Source organism: Streptomyces jeddahensis (genome assembly GCF_001642995.1).
Classification (GTDB): Bacteria; Actinomycetota; Actinomycetes; order Streptomycetales; family Streptomycetaceae; genus Streptomyces; species Streptomyces jeddahensis.
In genome coordinates this window covers 1-19,448 of sequence record NZ_LOHS01000196.1, presented here as the reverse complement: position 1 = coordinate 19,448, position 19,448 = coordinate 1, and the positions used below count along the sequence as shown (strand labels likewise).

Below are 19,448 nucleotides of genomic sequence, written 5' to 3'. Positions count from 1 at the left end.
TTACTTCTCCCGGAACAGGCGCTGGAGCGGGGCGACGATGGCGATCACGATCAGGGCGAGGACGACGGCGAGCGCGGAGGCCGCGCCGAGGCGGTTGTCGTTGAAGGCCAGGGTGTAGACGGCGACGCCGGGGACCATCGTCTGCGTACCGGGGCCGCCCTGGGTGGCGAGGTAGACCACGTCGAAGCTGGCGAGGGCGGCGATGATCGTGATGGTGACGCAGACGCCGATCTCGGCGCGGAGACCGGGCAGGGTCACGGACCAGAACTGCCGGATCGGCCCCGCGCCGTCGATGCGGGCCGCCTCGTACAGACTGGCGTCGATCTTGCCGATGCCGGCGAGCAGCAGCATCGTGCACAGGCCGGCGGACAGCCAGGTGCCGATGAAGCCGACCGCGGTCAGCGCCCAGGTGAAGTCGGCCAGCCAGGGCCGGGCCAGCGAGTCGAGGCCGATGGCCCGCAGGAGCTGGTTGACCACGCCGTTGTCGGAGTACATCCACGTCCAGGCCACGCCGGCCGCGGCGCCGGGGATGATCTGCGGCAGGAACAGCAGGGTGCGGGCCAGGGCGCCGGTGAAGCGACCCTGGAGCTGCCGCAGTACGGAGGCGGTGATCAGGGCCAGGGTCACCGGCAGGACGGTGAAGAAAAGAATGAGGTAGAAGGCGTGCAGCAGCGAGGAGAACTGCTCGGAGTCCGTGAAGACCTCGACGTAGTTCTTCATGCCCACCCAGGTGGAGGCGCCGACGCCGTCCCAGTCGTAGAAGGAGTACTGGATCGACAACAGCACCGGGCGGAAGTTGAAGACCCCGTAGAAGGCCAGGGCCGGGAGGGCGAACAGCCAGCCGGCCCACCGCCGGGCCCGGAGCCCGCGGCGGCTGCGATTCCGGCTGCGGTTCCGAGCGCCGGTGGCGCCCTCCTTGCGGCTGATGCCGAGCGACTTGGTCAGTTGCATGGTGGTCAGCTGCTCTTGAGGGCGTCGGCGTAGGTGGTCTGCAGGGTCTTCACCATCGCGGCGGGTTCGACCTTGCCGGAGACCAGCAGCTGGAGCTGCTGGTTGAGCTTGGTGTTGACCTCGGGCGTGGAGTTCTGCAGCCAGCTGTCGAAGCCGTTGTCGGCGGCGATCGCGGCGTAGCCGGCCTGGATCTGCTCGGTCAGCGTGCCGGACAGGGACGGCTTGCCGGCGCTCTTCGCATCGGACGTCAGGGCGGCGTAACCGTTGTCGACGGCGACCTTGGCTGCTTCCGGGGTGGTGAGGAAGTCAAGGAACAGGGCGGCGGCGTCCTTGTTCTTGGAGCGCGAGGCGATCGAGAAAGCGAGGGTGTTGCTGGTCATCCCGGCGTACTTACCGCCCTTCTCAGCGGGCGGCATCGGGAACACCCCGTACTTGCCCTTGAAGTTCTTGTCGATGGTCTGCACGATCCAGCTGCCCTGGAAGAAGAACAGGCCCTTGCCGCCGGTGAACTGCCCGTACGACGCCTCCTGGTTGATGGCGTTGACGTCGGAGGCGAAGTACCCGGCCTTGATCCACTTCTGCAGGGTCTTGGTGGCCTTCACGGCCTCCGGGGTGTCCAGGCTGGCGCCGGGCTTGTGGTAGACGATGTCGCTGAGCGCCTGGGCACTCATGTAGTCACCGAGCAGCAGGTTGTACAGGTGGCCGATCAGGCCGTCCTGGTTGGAGGCGACGATCGGGGTGATCCCCTGCTTCTTCGCCTTGGCCATGACGGCTTCGAGTTCGGCGACGGACGCGGGCGGGGTCTTCATGCCGACCTTGGCGGCCAGCTCCTTGTTGTAGAAGACGCCGACCAGGGGCCCGGCCGAGCCGCCTGCCTGGTACAGCGGCCCGGAACCGATCACGCCGTTCGACACCCGGCCGGGCGCGAGCGCGGATGCCGGGACCTTCGAGCTCCAGCCGTACGCCTTGTCGTAGGCGTCGAGGTTGGTGAGCAGGTTGTCCTTGACGCCGCCGAGGAGGTCGTAAGGCTGCACGATGTCGGGCGCTGAGTCGGAGGCGAGCACCCTCGGCAGGACGGTGTTGTAGTTGTTGTCCGCCTCCACCCGCAGCTTGACCTTGATCTTCGGGTACTTGGCCTCGAAGGCGTCGGCCAGGCCCTGCTCGTACGCCTGCAGGCCCGCCGCCGAGAACAGCGTCAGTGTCGCCGGGGTGTCGCCGACGGCGGTGTTCACCGCGGTCGGCGTCGCATCGGCCGGCGAGCCGGAGTCGGAGCCCGAGCCGGGCGCGCTGCACGCCGCCAGGGTGGCCAGCGCGGACCCGGCGGCCACGGCCGCGAGCGCGGCGCGCAGGCGCTTGCCGGCGGCGCCGGTGGTTGATCTGGCCGGGGAGGGGGTGGGGTGCTCAAGCATGATGCCTCCTCGCATCCATGCGGCTGCCGCTCACGGTCGGCAGACGGATTCTCGGCGTGCTTCCCGGAGGGCCGCAGGGAGGTGTCGGACTCATTCGGAAGCGTTTCCGTTGCCGAAAGACTGAGCGCCCAAGTCAGGGCTGTCAAGTAACGAAACCGCAACATCGTTTTGACGTGCTGAAACGATGAGATACCCCTCGCGAGGGAAACGGCTGGTCGCACGGAGCCCTTCGGAAGTCCTTCCGAGAGGAATGGAAGCGTTTCCCATTGTGGGTTAGCCTTCCGGCATGGCGCAGAATTCCCGGAAGATCAACATGGCGGACGTGGCCCGCAGGGCGGGCGTCTCGATGGCCACCGCCTCGCGCGCGCTCAACAACGAAAACGGCGTAGCCGAATCCACACGGCGCCGCGTCCTGGCGGTCGCCGAGGAACTCTCCTACGTCGTCTCCCCTGAGGCATCGCGTCTGGCCGGCGGCGCCACCGGGCGGGTCGCGGTGGTCGTGCCGCACATCTCCCGCTGGTTCTTCGCCACCCTGCTCGAAGGGCTGGAGGCGGTCCTGCGTGCCGCCGACCTCGATGTGCTGCTCTACCACGTCGACGGCATCGAGGACCGGCACGACTTCTTCCACCGGCTGCCGGCCAGACGCAAGGTCGATGCCGTCGTTGTCCTGGCCTTCCCCGTCGCGGAAGAGGAGCAGCGGCGACTGGAACTCATGGGCGTCACCATCATCGCCGCAGGCGGCCAGCACGCCCCGTACCCGAACGTGTGCATCGACGACGAGACCGCCGGGCGACAGGCCATGGACCATCTGATCTTCCTGGGCCATCGCCGTATCGCCATGATCGCCGCCGTCGACCCCGACCAACCGGGCGAACTGGCACCACCGGGCCGCTCCAACGCCTACTATGCCGCGCTGCGCGACGCGGGCATCCCCAGCGACGAGCAGCTCGTCGCCACCGTCAACTGGGGCGGTGCCGAAGGCGCCGACGCAATGGCCAGGCTGCTGAGCCAGCGCGAACCACCCACCGCCGTCTACGCCCACTCCGACGAAGTTGCCCTGGGCGCCGTCCGCACCCTGCGCCGCGCGGGCCTGCGCATCCCCGAGGACATGTCCGTCACCGGCATCGACGACCACCCCCTCGCCGAACTGACCGACCTCACCACCGTGCGGCAACCCGTCCGGCAGCAAGGCGAACTCGCCGGGCGCATGCTTTTGAACATCCTGCGCGGCGAAGAGACCGACCACGACGTCGTCGTACCGACCCAACTCGTCATCCGCGGCAGCACCGCACCACCTCGCTCGTAGCCGCGACACGCCGGCCCTCAGGTCGCCGGCCGCCTGGCGGCGCGGGCACGACGAAGGGCGGCACCCGTGCGCCACGGGCGCTGCCCACACGGAGGAGGTCAGGCGCGGAACGGCCCCGTCACCTCGTACGTGATGCCGCCGGACGAGCTGCCGGTCGTGCCGCGCTGCGACGAGAAGTAGAGGCGCTTGCCGTCGGGGGAGAAGGCCGGGCCGGTGATCTCCGAGCTCGACTGGCCGGTGATGCGCAGGAACGGCGCGACGATGTCGTCCGGCGTGATGATGCAGATCTCCATGTTGCCGCCGTCCTCGGCGACGAACAGGTCGCCGGAGGAGGAGCCGGTGACGTTGTCGACGCCGGTCAGCGGGGCGCCGCCGCCGCTGACGAGGGAGTCGTCGTAGGCCAGCTCGTAGGTGCTGTTCAGCAGGTTGAGCTGCCAGACGCGGTTGTCGCCCTTGGTGGTGAACCAGACAGTGTCGTTGGCGTAGTGGCAGCCCTCGCCGCCGTTGAAGATCTTGGCGCCGGAGACCTGGTCGCGGGTGACGGTGGGCGAGCCGTCGCGGTCGGGCACGGTCGTCCAGGTGAAGCTGCCGGAGGTGGCCGTGCCGGCCGTGAGGACCTGCAGGGTGCCGGCGGACAGGTCGCCCCAGATGGCCGGGATGAACCGGTAGAAGCAGCCGTCGCTCTCGTCCTCGGTCATGTAGATGACCTTGCGGACCGGGTCGGCGGCGGCCGCCTCATGCTTGAAGCGGCCCATCGCGTCGCGGCGGACGGCGGCCTTCCCGCCCCACGGGTCGGTCTCGTAGACGTAGCCGAGGGAGACCTCCTCGCAGGACAGCCAGGTGTTCCACGGCGTTGCGCCGCCCGCACAGTTGTTCCGCGTGTTGGACAGGATCCGGTAGGCGCCGGTGATGGAGCCCGAGGAGTTGAACTTCACCGCGCCGGCGCCGCCGCCGGTGCTGATCTCGGAGTTGGAGACGTAGATCCAGCCCGTGCCGTCGGCGAAGCAGGCGCCGCCGTCAGGAGCGTTGTGCCAGGTGTAGGAGGTGCTGCCGACCCGCTGGCCGGACCGGGCGATGACCCGGCTGGTGAAGCCGCTGGGCAGCTGGATGCCGTTGGCGTCGGCGGTGCCCAGCGCCCCGTACGGGCCGGGGCCCTTCTGGGCCGGGGCCGCGTAGGCGGCGCCGTGCATCAGGGTGCCGCCGAAGGCGGCGGCCGACGTGCCGATGACTGCTCCGCGCAGGAAGGTACGACGTTCCACTCTCGCTCCAGGGGGTGTCGTGACCGTCCCGGCACCGGGCGGTGCCGAGGGTCGAGCGTGGGGGGCCGGTCAGGGACCCTAGGCGCGCCGAGTTGACGGGTCATGGACAACGCATGACGCGATCCTGGCGCTGGATGGCCGAGAAGGAACCGTCCAGCCGTCGTACGGTGAAGTAACCACCATCGCCACAAGGGAGCTCCCCCATGACGGGCTGGAAGGCGAGCGACATCCCCGACCAGAGCGGCCGTGTCGCCGTGGTCACCGGCGCCAACAGCGGCATCGGATACGTCACGGCACGCGAACTCGCCCGGCACGGAGCCCGGGTGCTCCTCGCCTGCCGCAGCGAGACGCGCGGCATCGAGGCATCGGACCGGATCCGGGCGGAAGTCCGGGACGCCGACGTGCAGTTCGTCCCGCTCGATCTCGGCTCGCTCGATTCCGTACGGAAGTTCGCTTCCGCCTACGACCGCGACCACGGCCGGCTTGACCTGCTGATCAACAACGCGGGCGTGATGGCCCTGCCGTACGGCCGGACGGCGGACGGTTTCGAGACGCAGTTCGGCGTCAACCACCTCGGGCACTTCGCGCTCACCGGGCTGCTGATGCCGCGGCTCCTGGCCGCCCCCGAGGCTCGCGTCGTCAGCGTGTCCAGTGGCTTTCACGCGCTCGCCAACATCGACATCGACGACCTCAACAGCGAGGGCCGCTACCGGCGCTGGATCGCCTATGCACGCTCCAAGACCGCGAACCTGCTGTTCGTCCACGAACTGGCGCGCCGGCTCGCCGCCGTCGGCTCCGGCGTCGTGGCGGCCGCCGCGCACCCCGGCTACGCCTCGACGAACCTGCAGACCAAGGGCCCGAGGATGGAGGGCCGCAAGGCCGTCGAGCGCGTCGTGTCCCTCGGCAACCGGGTCTTCGCCCAGTCGGCCGATGCCGGTGCGCTGCCCACGCTGTACGCGGCCACGGCACCCGGCGTCGCCCCGGACTCCTTCACCGGCCCCCGCTTGCAGGGCTGGCGCGGCGCGCCCGCACCGTCCTGGCGCGCCCCGTGGACGCTGAACGACACGGCGGGCGAGCGACTGTGGGCCGCATCGGAAGAGCTGACGGGCGTCACGTACGACGCGCTCAAAGTGTGAGCCCCACCGGCGTCAGCAGCCGGTGGGGCTTCACCTGTTCGTCGCTCAGGCCGCGCACCCGCGCTTCCGCACAGCAGCGGGCGGGGCCCTCACCTGATCACGGCACGCTCAGGCGGCGACGCCCGCGCTGCGCACCTCGTACGCCGTCACCGCGACCTCCTCGTCGTCCAGGCACTTCCCGGACTCCAGGTCGAAGCGCTGCTTGAGCAGCGGCGAGGCGACGAACGGGCGTCCCTGCGCCGAGCCGAGCAGGCCCCGCGAGAGGACCGCCGCGCCCGTGAACGGGTCACGGTTGTCGATCGCGTACAGACGGCCCGACCGGTCGAGGAAGATCGCGGCCTGCCGGCCGTCCGGCAGCAGCGCGGCGACACCGCGGCCGGGCGTCAGACGCGCCAGGTCGCAGACCGTGAACCAGTCGCCGGTCCCGTCCAGGAGCAGCTGGACCTTCAGATCAGTGGTTTCCGGGGCGAGCGTCATCGGGTGGCGGTTCCTTCCAGGGGTCGGGTGCCGATCGTCAGAAGCGGCAGATCCGGCTTGATCTGGTCGCGCTCCGGGACGAAGCTGACCAACGGGTCCGGGGTGTCGGGCGCGTTCACGAAGGAGACGAACCGGGCGAGCTTCTCCGGGTCGTTGATGGTCTCGGCCCATTCGTCGCGGTAGTTCGCGACGTGGTCGGCCATCAGCTTCTCCAGCTCGTCGCAGATGCCGAGCGAGTCGTGGACGACGACGTCACGTACGTGGTCGAGGCCGCCCTCGATGCGCTCCAGCCAGGTCGACGTGCGCTCGAGGCGGTCGGCCGTACGGATGTAGAACATCAGGAAGCGGTCGATCAGCCGGATCAGCTCGGCGTCGGACAGGTCCTGGGCCAGCAGGTCCGCGTGGCGCGGGGTCGCGCCGCCGTTGCCGCCGACGTACAGGTTCCAGCCGTTCGCCGTGGCGATCACGCCGAAGTCCTTGGACTGGGCCTCCGCGCACTCGCGCTGGCAGCCGGAGACCGCCGACTTCAGCTTGTGCGGGGAGCGCAGGCCCCGGTAGCGCAGCTCCAGGTCGATGGCCATGCGGACCGAGTCCTGCACGCCGTAGCGGCACCAGGTCTGGCCCACGCAGGACTTCACCGTGCGCAGCGCCTTGCCGTACGCGTGCCCCGACTCGAAGCCCGCGTCCACCAGCCGCGCCCAGATCATCGGCAGCTGCTCGACGCGCGCGCCGAACAGGTCGATCCGCTGACCACCGGTGATCTTCGTGTAGAGCCCGAAGTCGCGGGCCACCTCGCCGATCACGATCAGCTTCTCCGGGGTGATCTCACCGCCGGGGATGCGCGGCACGATCGAGTACGAGCCGTTCTTCTGCAGGTTGGCCAGGAAGTGGTCGTTGGTGTCCTGCAGCGATGCCTGCTCGCCCTCCAGGACGTAGCCGCTGACGCCGAGCGTCGGCGCGAGCGAGGCGATGATCGAGCCCACTGCGGGCTTGCAGATCTCGCAACCGTCGCCGCCGCGCGCACCCTCGCGGCCGTAGCGGTCGAGAAGGTCCTGGTACGAGGTGATGCGCAGGGCGAGGACGATCTCGTACAGCTCCTGGCGGGTCTGGCCGAAACAGCCGCACAGGCCCTTGTCGACCTCGACACCGGACGCCTCCAGCTCGGCGTTGACGAGCTGGCCGAGGACCTTGACGCAGCTGCCGCACGTCGTACCGGCCTTGGTGCACTTCTTCACCTCGGGCACGGTCGTGCACTGGTGGTCGGTGACGGCGCTGCGGATCGTGCCCTTGCGGACGTTGTTGCAGGAGCAGATGATCGCGTCGTCCGGCAGCGCGGTCGGGCCGAGCTGGACGGACTCGCCGGCGCCGGCGGGCAGCACCAGCGACTCGGGCGAGACCGGCGGGACCGAACCGGTGAAGGCCTTCAGCGTGCCGTACGCCTCCGCGTCTCCGACCAGGATGCCGCCGAGCAGGGTTCCGTCGCGGCCGATGACCAGCTTCTTGTACAGGCCCGCGCGGGAGTCGGAGTAGACGACGTCCAGGCAGTCCTCGGTCGCGCCGTGCGCGTCGCCGAAGGACGCCACGTCGACACCGAGCAGCTTCAGCTTGGTGGACAGGTCGGCGCCGGTGAAGGCGGCCTCGTCCGCGGCGATGGTCGCGGCGGCGGTCTCGGCCTGCTCGTAACCGGGGGCCACCAGGCCGTACACCCGGCCGTCCGCTGCCAGTGCGCACTCGCCGATCGCGAACACGTGCGGGTCGTTCACCGTGCGGCACTGCTCGTCGACGGTGATGCCGCCGCGCTCGCCGACCGTGAGGCCGCAGTCGCGGGCCAGCTGGTCGCGGGGGCGGACACCGGCGGAGAACACCACCATGTCCGTGGCGAGTTCGGAGCCGTCGGACAGCTTCATGCCGGTGACCGCGCCGGACTCGTCGGTGACGATCTCCTGCGTGCCCACGCCGGTGTGCACGGTCAGGCCCATGTTCTCGATGGTGCGCAGCAGCGCGGCGCCACCGCCGTCGTCGACCTGCACCGGCATCAGGCGCGGCGCGAACTCCACGATGTGGGCGTTGAGCCCGAGGCCCTTGAGGGCGCCGGCCGCCTCCAGGCCGAGCAGACCGCCGCCGACCACGGCACCGGTCGTCGCCTTCGTCTTCGCGTACTCCTCGATCGCGAGCAGGTCCTCGATCGTGCGGTAGACGAAGCAGCCCTCGGCGTCCTTGTTCGGGACCGGCGGCACGAACGGGTAGGAGCCGGTGGCGAGGACGAGGATGTCGTACTCGAAGACCTGGCCGGACTTGGCGGTCACCCTGCGGGCCTCGCGGTCGACCGTCTCCGCCGGGTCGCCGATGTACAGCTCGATGCCCTCCTTCTCGATGAACGCCATGTCGGTCATCGAGAGGTCCTCGGGCGTCTTGCCCGAGAAGTACGAGGTGAGCGCCACGCGGTCGTACGCCGGGCGCGGCTCCTCGCACAGCACGACCACGCGGTGCGTGGCGGTCAGGCCGCGCTCGGCGAGCGCTTCGAGGAAGCGCTGGCCGACCATGCCGTGGCCGACGAGCACGATCGTGGGGCGGGGGCCGGTCCCCACAGGTGCGGTCGTGGACATCAGGAGCCTCCATGGTTGGTGAGCAGGTGGAGCAGGGGGGCGCCGTCCGTGGGGAGCGGCTCTGCTCCCTCCCAGGCGCGGGCGAGCGCGCCGACGGTGCCGAGTTCGCCGATGAGAACCCCGCCGACCAGGCGGTCGTCGCGGACGACGACCTTGCGGTACGTGCGGCGGGTGGCGTCGGTGAGCTGCACGACATCGTCGCCGGGCAGGGCTTCGGTCTCCCCGAAGGCGGCGAGGTCCAGCGGTCCTGTGCCCTGTTCGGCGAGGGTGAGCCGGGTCAGGGCGCGGGTGCCGGTGTAGCGCGGTGCGGGGTCCGAGGTGAGGAGCGCCGCGAGAGTGTCGGCCTGGTCGAGGGCCGGTGCGGCCAGGCCGTACACGTGACCGTCGTGTTCGGCGCAGTCGCCGATGGCCCTGATGTGGGGGTCGGAGGTGCGCAGCTCGTCGTCGACGACGATGCCCTTGCGAACCTCGAGGCCCGCCGCGACGGCGAGGCCGGTACGGGGGCGGACACCGCAGGCGAGGACGACCAGGTCGGCCTCGAGCCGGTAGTGGTCGGCGAGCTCCACCGCGTGCACCGTGCCGTCGGTGCAGTGGATGCCGCGCACGCGGCACTCCGTGTGGATCTCCACGTCCATGCCGGTGAGGTGGCGGTGCACCAGCTCCGACGCCTTCGCGTCCAGCTGGCGCTCCATGAGGCGCTCGCCCTGCTGGGCCATGACGACCTGGGCGCCGCGCTCGGCGAGCGCCCGCGCCGCGGAGACGCCGAGGAGGCCGCCGCCGATCACGACGGCGCGCGTCCCTTCGCGTACCGCGGCGGAGAGCGCCAGGCAGTCGTCCATCGTGCGGAAGGCGTGCACGCCCTTGGGGAGGTCGCGCGCACCCGGCTCGAACAGGCCGCGCAGCGCGGGCAGCACCGGGTTGGAGCCGGTCGCCAGGACCAGCGTCTCGTATGCGATCACGCTGCCGTCGTCGCAGTGCACCAGCCGGTCCTCGCGGTCCACGCGGACGACGCGGGCACGCAGCTGGGGGCTCGTCGGGGCGGGCAGCGCGATGATCTCGGGCGAGTACCTGCCCGCCAGCACCTCGGCGAGCAGCAGGCGGTTGTACGGGGCGTGCTCCTCCTCGCCGATGAGCAGGGCGTCGGGCCCCAGCCGCTGGGCGAGCCGGGCGCCCGCGGGGCCGGCGCCGATCACCACCACACGCGTTTTCGAGGTCATGCCTTGAGCGTGCGTCGTGGGTGTTACCCGTCGGCATCCCCTCTGTTTCCCGAGAGGAACGCTGCGCTCAGCAGTGGCCGGGGGCCGGTGTGAGGGTTTGCGCGAGGGGGTCCGATGTGGGGGCGGTGCGGGGTGCTCTCCGAGGCCGGTATGCCCTGGTCGCGGCTGTTTCCGGCCGTCCGGACCTCAAATGCGTCTCAAGCCTCGTCGTATTCCATGGACGGGACACTTATCGCGTCCTTAGGGTCGCGATCATGCCTGACATATCCCTGATGACCGTGCTCGTGCTCTGCCTCGCCGCGGGCGCGGCCGGATGGGTCGACGCCGTGGTGGGTGGCGGCGGACTGCTGCTGCTTCCCGCTCTGCTGCTCGGCCTCCCGGGCAGCACCCCGGCAGCGTACGCCCTCGGCACGAACAAGGCGGTGGCGATCGTCGGCACGACGGGCGCGGCGGTGACGTATGTGCGCAAGGCGCCCGTGGACGTGTGGACGGCGGTCCGGATCGGGCTCGCTGCCGTCGCCGGGTCGATGGGCGGCGCGTTCTTCGCGGCCGGAATGAGCACCGAGGTGCTGAAGCCCGTGATCATGGTCGTGCTGCTTGGCGTCGCGGCCTTCGTGATCCTCAAGCCCGCGTTCGGCACCGCCCCGGCCGCCGGTCCTGCGTCCCGCCGCCGCATCCTCGCCGCCATCGGCCTGGCCGGGCTCGGCATCGGCTTCTACGACGGGCTGATCGGCCCCGGCACCGGTACGTTCCTGGTGCTCGCGCTCACCGCCGTGCTCCACCTAGACCTGGTGACGGCCTCGGCGACGGCCAAGATCGTCAACTGCTGCACCAACGCCGGAGCGCTCGCGATGTTCGCCTGGCAGGGCACGGTGCTGTGGCAACTGGCCGCGCTGATGGCCGTGTTCAACCTGGCGGGCGGCACCCTGGGCGCGCACACGGCCCTGAAGAAGGGCAGCGGCTTCGTCCGCATCGTGCTGCTGACGGTGGTGTTCGCACTGGTGGCGAACTTGGCGTATGAGCAGTGGGTGGCGTGAGGCCGTGCTGAAGGGGCGCGGCAGCGCCCAAAAAGGGGCGCGGGGAACTGCGCGACCAGCCACGACAGCGCGGCAGCGAACCGACGGCGGCACACCGCGGCACAACCAACGGAGCGCTCAGCGGGTAGCGGTCAGGTGCGCGAAGACCACGACATTCCCCTGGTACCCCGTCTTCTTCGAATAGCCGCCCCCGCAGGTGATCACCCGTAGTTCGGGGCGGCGGGCGGGGCCGTAGACCTTCTCGTCCGGGAAGTTCCGGCTGTCGAACACCTCGATGGCGTCGACCGTGAAGACGGCGACCGACCCGTCCCGCCGGTCCATCTCGATGGTGTTGCCCTTCTTCAGCGCGCCGAGGTTGTAGAAGACGGCGGGGCCCTCGGCGTCGTCGACGTGTCCGGCCACGACGGCGGTTCCGGTCTCGCCGGGCGTCGTCCCGGCCTCGTACCACCCCGCGAGGTTCTTTTTCTCGGCCGGCGGTGCCTCGAGGCTGCCCGACGAGGTCAGGCCGAGGCCTGTGAGGGGCGCGTTCACGCGTATCGCGGGGATGCGTATGCGGTCCGGTGGCGAGGGCGGCAGCGGGGGCGCCGCGGGCGGTTCGCCGCCGGTCCCGGCCGACGAGGCGTCGCCGGCCTGCGCGGCGGACGGCTGCGGCGGCGGGGGGCCCTCGGTGCCGTTGCGTATCAGCCATATGCCGGAGCAGAGGGCGACGGCGGTGACGGCGGCTATCGCGGCGTCGGGGACCCTTCGGCGGCGGCCGGCGCGCGCATGCCGTGCCGTGCTCGTCCGTGCCGGCCTCGCCCTGCAGGGTATGCGCATGGGCACCTCCGGGTGGCTCGTCCGGTTGGCTGATCCGATGGCTGATGGTTGCTGCTGGTTGATAGGCGCTGGTGGCTGATGGTCGCTGGTGGTGGGCGGTCGCGGCTTGCGGTTGCCGGTCGCGGCTCGCGGTGGCCGCCTTTCGGGGTGGCCGCCCGGCGCCCGGCCGGATGCCGGGCGGCCGGATGCTGGGCTTCCGCGTCCCCTCCGGGCGCCGCGAGGGGCTACGGGCCCGGAGGGGGCGGGGTAGCGGTACCGGCGGACAGCGGAGGGCGTCCGTCAGATCCTGTCGCCTCTCGCCCGGCGATGCAGGAGCCAGGTACCGCCCGCGGCGGCCACGGCCAGCGCCGCCACACCCGCCGCGGTCTGCACGGGGTCGGGGCCGAGCGCGCCGCCGACCCCCGTCTCTACACGTCCTTTGGGCTGGGCCTGCTCCCCGGCCACGGCCAGGATGACCTTCAGATCGCCCGCCACCTGCTTGTCTCCGCGGAAACACTTCGCGACGATCTCGTACGTGCCCGGCTGCGCGGACGCCGGCACCTTGAACTGGCCGATCGCCTCCCCCTCGTGCGCGCTCGGCGCCAGCGTGAACATGCCCGCACCCACCGCGCTCGCGTCCCCCGTCGCCGTCTCCCCGGCCCCGCAGGCCTTGGTGTTCGCCGACACCGTTGCGCCCGGTGCCGTGGTGGACGGATACAGGTCCAGGGCGTTCGCGTCGCTCGCGTGGGCAGGGGCGACCGACAGGCCCGCCGCGGCGGCGGCGAGCACGGTACCGGTCAGCAGGCGGCGTCTGCGCATGGTGCTTGCACCTCCGAGAGGGCGCGGCCCGCGGCATCCCCATGTGCCGCCGAGTCGGTCGCGTCCCTGCCCTTCCGAGGTAAGTGGCACCCGGCGGCACACGCCTGCTGATGACACATCAGAAACCGCGCGGCAGGCGCTCTCCGGACACTCAGGAGCGAACGTTCCAGCAGGTCACCGGCGTGTCGGCGAAAAGGAACCCCAAAGGGCGCGGCGAGACGGTGAACGGGTGACGGACCCGCGCCGTCCGGCGCGTCAGAGCGCCTCCCACGGCACGGAGGGGTACAGGCCCGTCAGCCCTTTCATTGGCTTCTCGAGCTTCTCGCCGACCGTGAAGTGCGTGTCGTCGATCCGCCGTACCGGCGGCGATGTCTGCGAGTTCATCACAACGGCGGACGTGTACGAGGCCAGGCGGGCGAGGCGCACGGGAGTGTGGGGGGCGGGGGACGGCCGGGGTGCGCGGGCCGTCCCCCGCCGGGTCGCTCGCCGGGTCGGCAGGGGCGTTTGCCGGGCCGGTCAGCCCACCGAAACCGCCGACCACGCAGCGCCCACCGCGGCGTACTCCGCGCTCCCCGCGCCGTACAGGTCCTTCGCCGCGTTGAGCGTCGCCGTGCGGGCGCCCGCGTAGTCCGTCGACGAGGTCATGTAGACGGTCAGCGCCCGGTACCAGATCTTGCCCAGCTTGTCCTTGCCGATGCCGTTCACCGTCGCGCCGTTGCACGTGGTGCCGTTGTGCTGCACCCCGCCGATCGTCTTCGGGCCGCTGCCTTCGGCCAGCAGATACGCGAAGTGGTTCGCGACGCCCGACGAGTAGTGCACATCGAGGCTGCCGACCGACGAGCTCCAGCAATCCGCGGACTTGCCGTCCCTGGACGGCTGGTCCATGTAACGCAGGGCCGACCTGCCGAAGCCCGGCTTCACGATCTTCTCGCCGATGAGCCAGTCGCCGGGGTCGGCGGGGTTGGCCGCGTAGAACTCCACCAGCGTGCCGAAGATGTCGGACGTCGCCTCGTTCAGGCCCCCGGGCTCACGCGAGTACGTGAGTCCCGCGGTCTTGGACGTGACGCCGTGGGACATCTCGTGCCCGGCCACGTCCAGGGACACGAGCGGTCCGAACGTCGTCCCGTCACCGTCGCCGTACGTCATGCAGAAGCACTTGTCGTCCCAGAAGGCGTTGTTGTAGTCGGTCCCGTAGTGCACACGGTTGTACGACCCCTTGCCGTCGCCGGCGATGCCGCTGCGCCCGTGCACGTTCTCGTAGTAGTCCCAGGTCGTGTCCGTGCCGTACTGCGCGTCGACCGCCGCGGAAGCGCGGTCCGAAGCGGCCCCGTTCCCCCAGTGGTTGTCGGCATCGGTGAAGACCGCCGCGGGCGCCCGCTCCACGCAGAGGACGAGGAGGCAGGTGTCCGTCTTGTTCTGCGCGTCGCCGGTGTAGGTGCCGCCGCGCGTGGCGTCCTTGAGCTGGTACGACGAGCCGGACTGGGTCGTCTGCAGCGGCACCGTCCCGCTGTAGAGCGACTGGCCGTCGCCGGTCGCCGTCTCGATGGTGTCCCAGGCGTCGATCTGCCGGCCGGTGCGGGCGTCGGTGAGGACGACGCGGGCGACCGGGTTGCCGAGCGAGTCCTGCCCGGTGGCCTCGGTGCGCCAGGCGAGCTTGGGCTCGCCGTGCAGCGCGTCGACGACGAGCTGGGGCGTGACGACGATCTTGCGCAGCGTCTCGCCGAGGTTCACCGCGCGCAGGGCCGCCGCGGCCAGGTCCGCGGCCTTCGGCGCGGAGAGCGAGGGCTTGACGGTCGGCACGGCGATGTCGCCGCGCACGGCCCGGTCGGCGCCGCGGTAGCCGCCGTCGGGCGTCAAGTGGACGACGAAGTCGCCGCCGAGGACGGGCAGCTGACGGTACGTGCGGTCGTAGCGGACGTGCTGGCTGCCGTCCGCGTCGACGACGACGTCGCGCACAGTGGTCGACTGCGCGTCGGTGATGCCGAGTCGTCCGGCGAGCGAGGCGATCGCGGTCTGCGCGTGGCGGATCGCGTCGGCCCGGCTGGGCAGCGGCTGGTCGGCCGCAGCCGCGGTGGGGGTGAGGGCGCCGGCCAGGAAGGCGGTGGCCGCCACGGCGATGCCCGCGGCGCTGCGATGCGAGGTTGTCAGGGGCGCTGGGGTGCTCGGGTCCGGCGAGGTCGAGGTCGTCGGGGCCGGTGGGGTCGAACGCTTCGCAGTCGTCGGGCGTCTCATCGATCTCCTCGGCTGGGGCCCGGCGTCTGGCCGGGGGGCTGGGGACGGTGGGGGCTGGCCTGCGCGGTAAGCGCGCTGACGTTCGCTCAGGTTTACGAGCTCATGACATGTCATGTCCATAGCGATCTTGTGCCGCTGTCGTGGAGCTGTGGTGCGCGGGTGGGGGGAGGAGTGCAGACAGGCAAGGCGCGAGGAGGGCGCGCAGGCGACGCAGGCGGGGGGCGACAATCGGTTCGTGGACCGGATCTGCGGTCCCGTCGGACTGGACCGGCGATTCCGGCGGACGGGTTCGATGGGTTCGTCGGACCGGATCGGCTTGCGAAGGGAACCCGTACATGACCACGGCCGAGTGGCTGACCGTGCTGACCACGACGGACGACGAGGAGAAGGCGCGGCGGCTCGCCCGCGGAGCGGTGGAGGCGAGGCTCGCGGCCTGCGCCCAGATCCCGGCCCCCGTCACCTCCGTCTACCGCTGGGAGGGCACCGTCGAGACCGCGGACGAGTGGCAGGTCCTGTTCAAGACGACGGCTGACCGGTACGAGGCGCTGGAGTCCTGGCTCACCGAGGCGCACGACTACGACGTGCCGGAGATCATCGCCACGCCGGTGGCGCGCGGCAGCGCGGCGTACCTGGAGTGGGTGACGCGGGAGACACGCGACAGCGTTGGGTCTGGCGAAGCGGCGGAGACCGGGAGGGCCGGAAAGACGGGGGAGTCCGGGGCGTGATGCGCCTGCCGTTCTTCGTCTACGGGACGCTGCGGCCCGGCGAGTGCAACCACGACCTTTTCCTGCGCGGGCGGACGGTCGCCGAGGAGGCCGCCCGGCTGGCGGGCGCGGTGTTGTACGAGGGGCCCGGCTATCCGTACGCCGTCGAGGAGGACGAGGGCGTCGTGTACGGGGAGCTGGTGACCGCGGCGCCCGACGCCTACGACCGACTGCTGGCCGGACTCGACCGGTTGGAGGGCTACGCCCCGGGCGACCCCGCCAACCTCTACGAGCGCGTGGCCCGCCCCGTGACGTGCGGCGACGGCAGGGTGGTGCGGGCCTGGGTGTACGTGGCGGCGCCGGCGGTCGCAGCGGACCTACGAGCGAACGGCAAGCCGATCGAGGGCGGCGCCTGGACGGCTTCCTGAGCCACGGCGACGCGTGCGCGTGGCCGCACTCACCGCTGTGGGAAGGCGCTCCGCGGGGCGGAACGCGCGTGGCCGCACCTCACCGCTGTGGGCAGGCGTTCCGCAGGGCGGAACGGGTGGGCACAGCCCACGTCGTACGGTGCCCTGGGGTTTCCACGGTGACGCCGTACCGCAGTGTCCCTGGGCACCCGACGACTGGGTGGCCCGGGAGTAAGGGGCGTCACCCGACGTCGCGGGGTGCCGCTGTGCCCACCCGTGCCGCCCCTAGCGGCACGATTGCCCACAGCGGCGGCGGTCTGTGGCGGCGGCCGCTAGGCCGTCGTCGGGGTGGCCGCCAATTCGAGGCGTACCGCGCACGCCTTGAACTCCGGCATCCGCGACGTCGGATCGAGCGCCGGATTCGTCAGGGTGTTGGCCCGCCCCTCGCCCGCCCAGTGGAACGGCATGAAGACGGTGTCGGGCCGGATCGCGGTGGTGATGCGCGCGGGCGCGACGGCCTTCCCGCGCCGGGACACCACGGCAACCGCGTCCCCCTCCGCGGCCCCCAGCCGCTCGGCCAGCCGCGGATGCATCTCCACGAACGGCCCGGGCGCGGCCGAGTTGAGCTCGTCCACGCGGCGGGTCTGGGCGCCCGACTGGTACTGGGACACGACCCGCCCGGTCGTCAGCAGCACCGGGTACTCGGCGTCCGGCTCCTCCGCGAGCGGCCGGTGCGTGACCGGCACGAACCGGGCCCGCCCGTCCGGGGTCGCGAAACGGTCCAGGAAGAGGCGCGGGGTCCCGGGGTGGGAGACGGAGCCCGGCGCACTCGCGGCCTCTCCGCGAGCACCGGTGTCGCGCGGAATCGCGGCGTCCCTGGGAGCACCGGCATCCTGCGGGCTCGCGGCGTCCCCCGGAGCACCGGCATCCCGCGGACTTCCGGCGTCGCCCGCCGGGTCGTCCGGCAGTACGTCGAACGCGGCGTCCTCGCTGTCCTCCAGCGGCCCGCCGGTCGCCGGGCAGGGCCAGAACACGCCCTGCTCCCGCGCCAGCCGCCCGTAGTCGATGCCCGAGTAGTCCGCGGGACCGCCCGCCGACGCCCGGCGCAGTTCGTCGAAGACCTCCTCCGGGTCTGTGGGGAAGCCCTTCTCCACGCCCAGCCGCGAGGCCAGTTCGTTCAGGACGACCAGGTCGGAGCGGACACCGGGCGGCGGGGTCAGCGCCTGGCGGCGCAGCAGGACCCGCCCCTCCAGGTTCGTCATCGTGCCCGTCTCCTCGGCCCACTGCGTCACCGGCAGCACGACGTCCGCCAGCGCCGCCGTCTCCGACAGGACCACGTCCGCGACGGCGAGGAAGTCCAGGGAGCGCAGCCGCTCCTCGATGTGGGCGGCCCGCGGCGCCGACACCACGGGGTTGGAGCCCATCAGCAGCAGCGCCCGCACGTCGCGCCCCAGCGCGTCGAGCAGTTCGTACGCGCTGCGGCCCGGGCCCGGCAGGCTGTCCGGGTCGACGCCCCACACCTCGGCGACATGGCGTCGCGCCTCGGGGTCGTCCAGCTTCCGGTAGCCCGGCAACTGGTCCGCCTTCTGGCCGTGTTCGCGCCCGCCCTGGCCGTTGCCCTGGCCCGTCAGACAGCCGTAGCCCGACAGCGGGCGGCCCGCGCGGCCCGTGGCGAGGCACAGGTTGATCCACGCGCCCACCGTGTCGGTGCCCTTCGACTGCTGCTCCGGTCCGCGCGCGGTGAGCACCATCGACGACTCCGCGTCGCAGAACATCCGCACGGCCTCGCGGAGTTCGGGAACGGACACCCCCGTGATCCGTTCCACGTACTCCGGCCAGTGCGCCATCGCCGCCGCCCGTGCGTCCTCCCAGCCGGTCGTACGCTCCTGGATGAACGCCTCGTCCGTCCGGCCCTCCGCCACCACCAGGTGCAGCATCCCCAGCGCCAGTGCCAGGTCCGTGCCAGGGCGCGGCGCCAGATACAGATCCGCCTGCTCGGCGGTGCGCGTGCGCCGCGGGTCGATGACGATCAGCTTGCCGCCGTTCTCCTTCAGCTCCGTCAGATAGCGCAGCGCCGGCGGCATCGTTTCCGCAAGATTCGAACCGACCAGGATCACACAGCCGGTCCGCGGAATGTCCTCGAGCGGGAACGGCAGCCCCCGGTCCAGGCCGAACGCCTTGTTGTGCGCGGCCGCCGCCGACGACATGCAGAACCGGCCGTTGTAGTCGATCTGCGACGTGCCCATCACGACCCGGGCGAACTTCCCGAGCGCGTACGCCTTCTCGTTCGTCAGCCCGCCGCCGCCGAAGACCCCGCACGCGTCCGGGCCATGCTCCGTGCGCGTGCGGGACAGGCCCTCGGCGATACGGTCGAGGGCCTCCTCCCAAGTGGCCGGTTCGAGCTCGCCGGTGGCAGGGCGACGGACCAGCGGCTCGGTCAGGCGCACTCGGGAGGAGAGCAGGGCGGGCGCTGTGCGGCCCTTGCCGCACAGCGCTCCCCGGTTGACGGGGAACTCCGTGCGCTCCACCACGTCCACGCCGCCGCCCTCGTTCGCCGACAGGTTCATGCCGCACTGCAGGGAGCAGTAGGGGCAGTGTGTCGGTGTCAGGGTCGGCGTGAGGGGCGCCGTCGGCGGTGGGGTCGGCGTCGCGGGGGCAGAGTGCATGCTGCCAGCGTGCGTCGGGCGTGTTACGTGCTGCGGTGTGGCCCGTTACGCAGCCGGTACGGGGACCTCCCGGTGGGGTGCGGGGCGACGTGAGGTACCCCCGCGGGCTCCGCCCGGGACTGATGCTGCGCCCGTGCGGGTGCGCTCTGGTGCGCCACCTGCCGGTGGGTGGGGCGGGTCGTGCGCGTCTGCGGGTCCGCTCCGGTTCGCCACCTGCCGGTGGGTGGGGCGGGGCCGCGCCGGGATGTACGTCCTCGGTCTGGCGCCGAGCCGTACGTCGTCGGGTTGGCCCACACTTTGCGCCAGCCGCTGCGGGCGCACATCCCGCCACGTCCCCTTCGGCCGGAGGGCGGGTGGGCAGCGCTGCCGCTACCGTTGTGGGCAATCGTTCCGCAGGGCGGAACGGGTGGGCACAACCCACGACGTA

At 71.4% G+C, this 19,448-nt stretch carries 16 protein-coding genes; 5 read left to right on the top strand and 11 right to left on the bottom strand.

Going from position 1 to position 19,448, the window contains the following annotated elements; translation table 11 throughout:
• Both STSP_RS34905 and STSP_RS34900 read right to left on the bottom strand, forming a co-directional pair.
• Complete coding sequence (locus STSP_RS34905) at positions 1-951, bottom strand: carbohydrate ABC transporter permease (RefSeq protein ID WP_067285072.1); 951 nt, start codon at positions 949-951, stop codon at positions 1-3.
• Between the two features lie 5 nt (positions 952-956).
• Positions 957-2,360, bottom strand: coding sequence for an ABC transporter substrate-binding protein (locus STSP_RS34900; protein ID WP_067285070.1), 1,404 nt, complete (start codon positions 2,358-2,360; stop codon positions 957-959).
• A gap of 286 nt (positions 2,361-2,646) precedes the next feature.
• On the opposite strand from STSP_RS34900, the gene STSP_RS34895 reads away from it, so the two are divergent.
• Positions 2,647-3,666, top strand: a complete 1,020-nt coding sequence (locus STSP_RS34895; RefSeq protein ID WP_067285068.1) for a LacI family DNA-binding transcriptional regulator — start codon at positions 2,647-2,649, stop codon at positions 3,664-3,666.
• 98 nt (positions 3,667-3,764) lie between these two features.
• Here STSP_RS34895 and STSP_RS34890 read toward each other — a convergent pair whose 3' ends face one another.
• Positions 3,765-4,925 carry an alkaline phosphatase PhoX gene (locus STSP_RS34890; RefSeq protein WP_067285066.1) on the bottom strand — a complete coding sequence of 387 codons (1,161 nt, stop codon included), beginning with the start codon at positions 4,923-4,925 and terminating at the stop codon, positions 3,765-3,767.
• 203 nt (positions 4,926-5,128) lie between these two features.
• On the opposite strand from STSP_RS34890, the gene STSP_RS34885 reads away from it, so the two are divergent.
• Positions 5,129-6,061, top strand: a complete 933-nt coding sequence (locus tag STSP_RS34885; protein ID WP_067285064.1) for an oxidoreductase — start codon at positions 5,129-5,131, stop codon at positions 6,059-6,061.
• A 108-nt stretch (positions 6,062-6,169) separates the two neighbouring features.
• Here STSP_RS34885 and nirD read toward each other — a convergent pair whose 3' ends face one another.
• From nirD to STSP_RS34870, 3 genes are read right to left on the bottom strand one after another with little or no spacing between them, the layout of a single operon-like run.
• Positions 6,170-6,538: a nitrite reductase small subunit NirD gene (gene nirD, locus STSP_RS34880; RefSeq protein ID WP_067285062.1), complete on the bottom strand. Its 369-nt coding sequence runs from the start codon at positions 6,536-6,538 to the stop codon at positions 6,170-6,172.
• Entirely contained in the window at positions 6,535-9,144 is a 2,610-nt protein-coding gene (gene nirB, locus STSP_RS34875; RefSeq protein WP_067285060.1) for a nitrite reductase large subunit NirB, read from the bottom strand. The genes nirD and nirB overlap by 4 nt, the downstream gene beginning before the upstream one ends.
• Complete coding sequence (locus STSP_RS34870; RefSeq protein WP_067285058.1) at positions 9,144-10,361, bottom strand: NAD(P)/FAD-dependent oxidoreductase; 1,218 nt, start codon at positions 10,359-10,361, stop codon at positions 9,144-9,146. The genes nirB and STSP_RS34870 overlap by 1 nt, the downstream gene beginning before the upstream one ends.
• Before the next feature lie 254 nt (positions 10,362-10,615).
• Between STSP_RS34870 and STSP_RS34865 the strand changes: the two genes are divergently transcribed.
• Positions 10,616-11,398, top strand: coding sequence for a sulfite exporter TauE/SafE family protein (locus STSP_RS34865; protein WP_067285056.1), 783 nt, complete (start codon positions 10,616-10,618; stop codon positions 11,396-11,398).
• Between the two features lie 117 nt (positions 11,399-11,515).
• Here the strand turns inward: STSP_RS34865 and STSP_RS34860 are convergent, their stop codons facing one another.
• The 4 genes from STSP_RS34860 to STSP_RS34850 form a co-directional block, all read right to left on the bottom strand.
• A complete protein-coding gene (locus tag STSP_RS34860) occupies positions 11,516-12,214 on the bottom strand; it encodes a class F sortase (RefSeq protein ID WP_078067756.1) in 699 nt (232 codons plus the stop codon).
• Between the two features lie 279 nt (positions 12,215-12,493).
• A complete protein-coding gene (locus tag STSP_RS34855) occupies positions 12,494-13,012 on the bottom strand; it encodes a hypothetical protein (protein WP_067285055.1) in 519 nt (172 codons plus the stop codon).
• 255 nt (positions 13,013-13,267) lie between these two features.
• Complete coding sequence (locus STSP_RS39455) at positions 13,268-13,438, bottom strand: hypothetical protein (protein ID WP_157902980.1); 171 nt, start codon at positions 13,436-13,438, stop codon at positions 13,268-13,270.
• Positions 13,439-13,528: 90 nt separating this feature from the next.
• The gene (locus STSP_RS34850) at positions 13,529-15,244 is read right to left on the bottom strand and encodes a M4 family metallopeptidase (protein WP_078067755.1); all 1,716 of its coding nucleotides are present in this window, start codon (positions 15,242-15,244) and stop codon (positions 13,529-13,531) included.
• Positions 15,245-15,579: 335 nt separating this feature from the next.
• Here STSP_RS34850 and cutA point away from each other — a divergent pair, with 335 nt between their 5' ends.
• Positions 15,580-15,969 (top strand): divalent-cation tolerance protein CutA, encoded by a 390-nt coding sequence (gene cutA / locus STSP_RS34845; RefSeq protein ID WP_078067754.1) that lies wholly within the window; start codon positions 15,580-15,582, stop codon positions 15,967-15,969.
• Positions 15,969-16,376 carry a gamma-glutamylcyclotransferase family protein gene (locus tag STSP_RS34840; RefSeq protein ID WP_067285053.1) on the top strand — a complete coding sequence of 136 codons (408 nt, stop codon included), beginning with the start codon at positions 15,969-15,971 and terminating at the stop codon, positions 16,374-16,376. The genes cutA and STSP_RS34840 overlap by 1 nt, the downstream gene beginning before the upstream one ends.
• Positions 16,377-16,687: 311 nt before the next feature.
• Here STSP_RS34840 and STSP_RS34835 read toward each other — a convergent pair whose 3' ends face one another.
• Positions 16,688-19,021, bottom strand: a complete 2,334-nt coding sequence (locus tag STSP_RS34835; RefSeq protein ID WP_078067753.1) for a molybdopterin oxidoreductase family protein — start codon at positions 19,019-19,021, stop codon at positions 16,688-16,690.
• Positions 19,022-19,448: the final 427 nt, after the last annotated feature.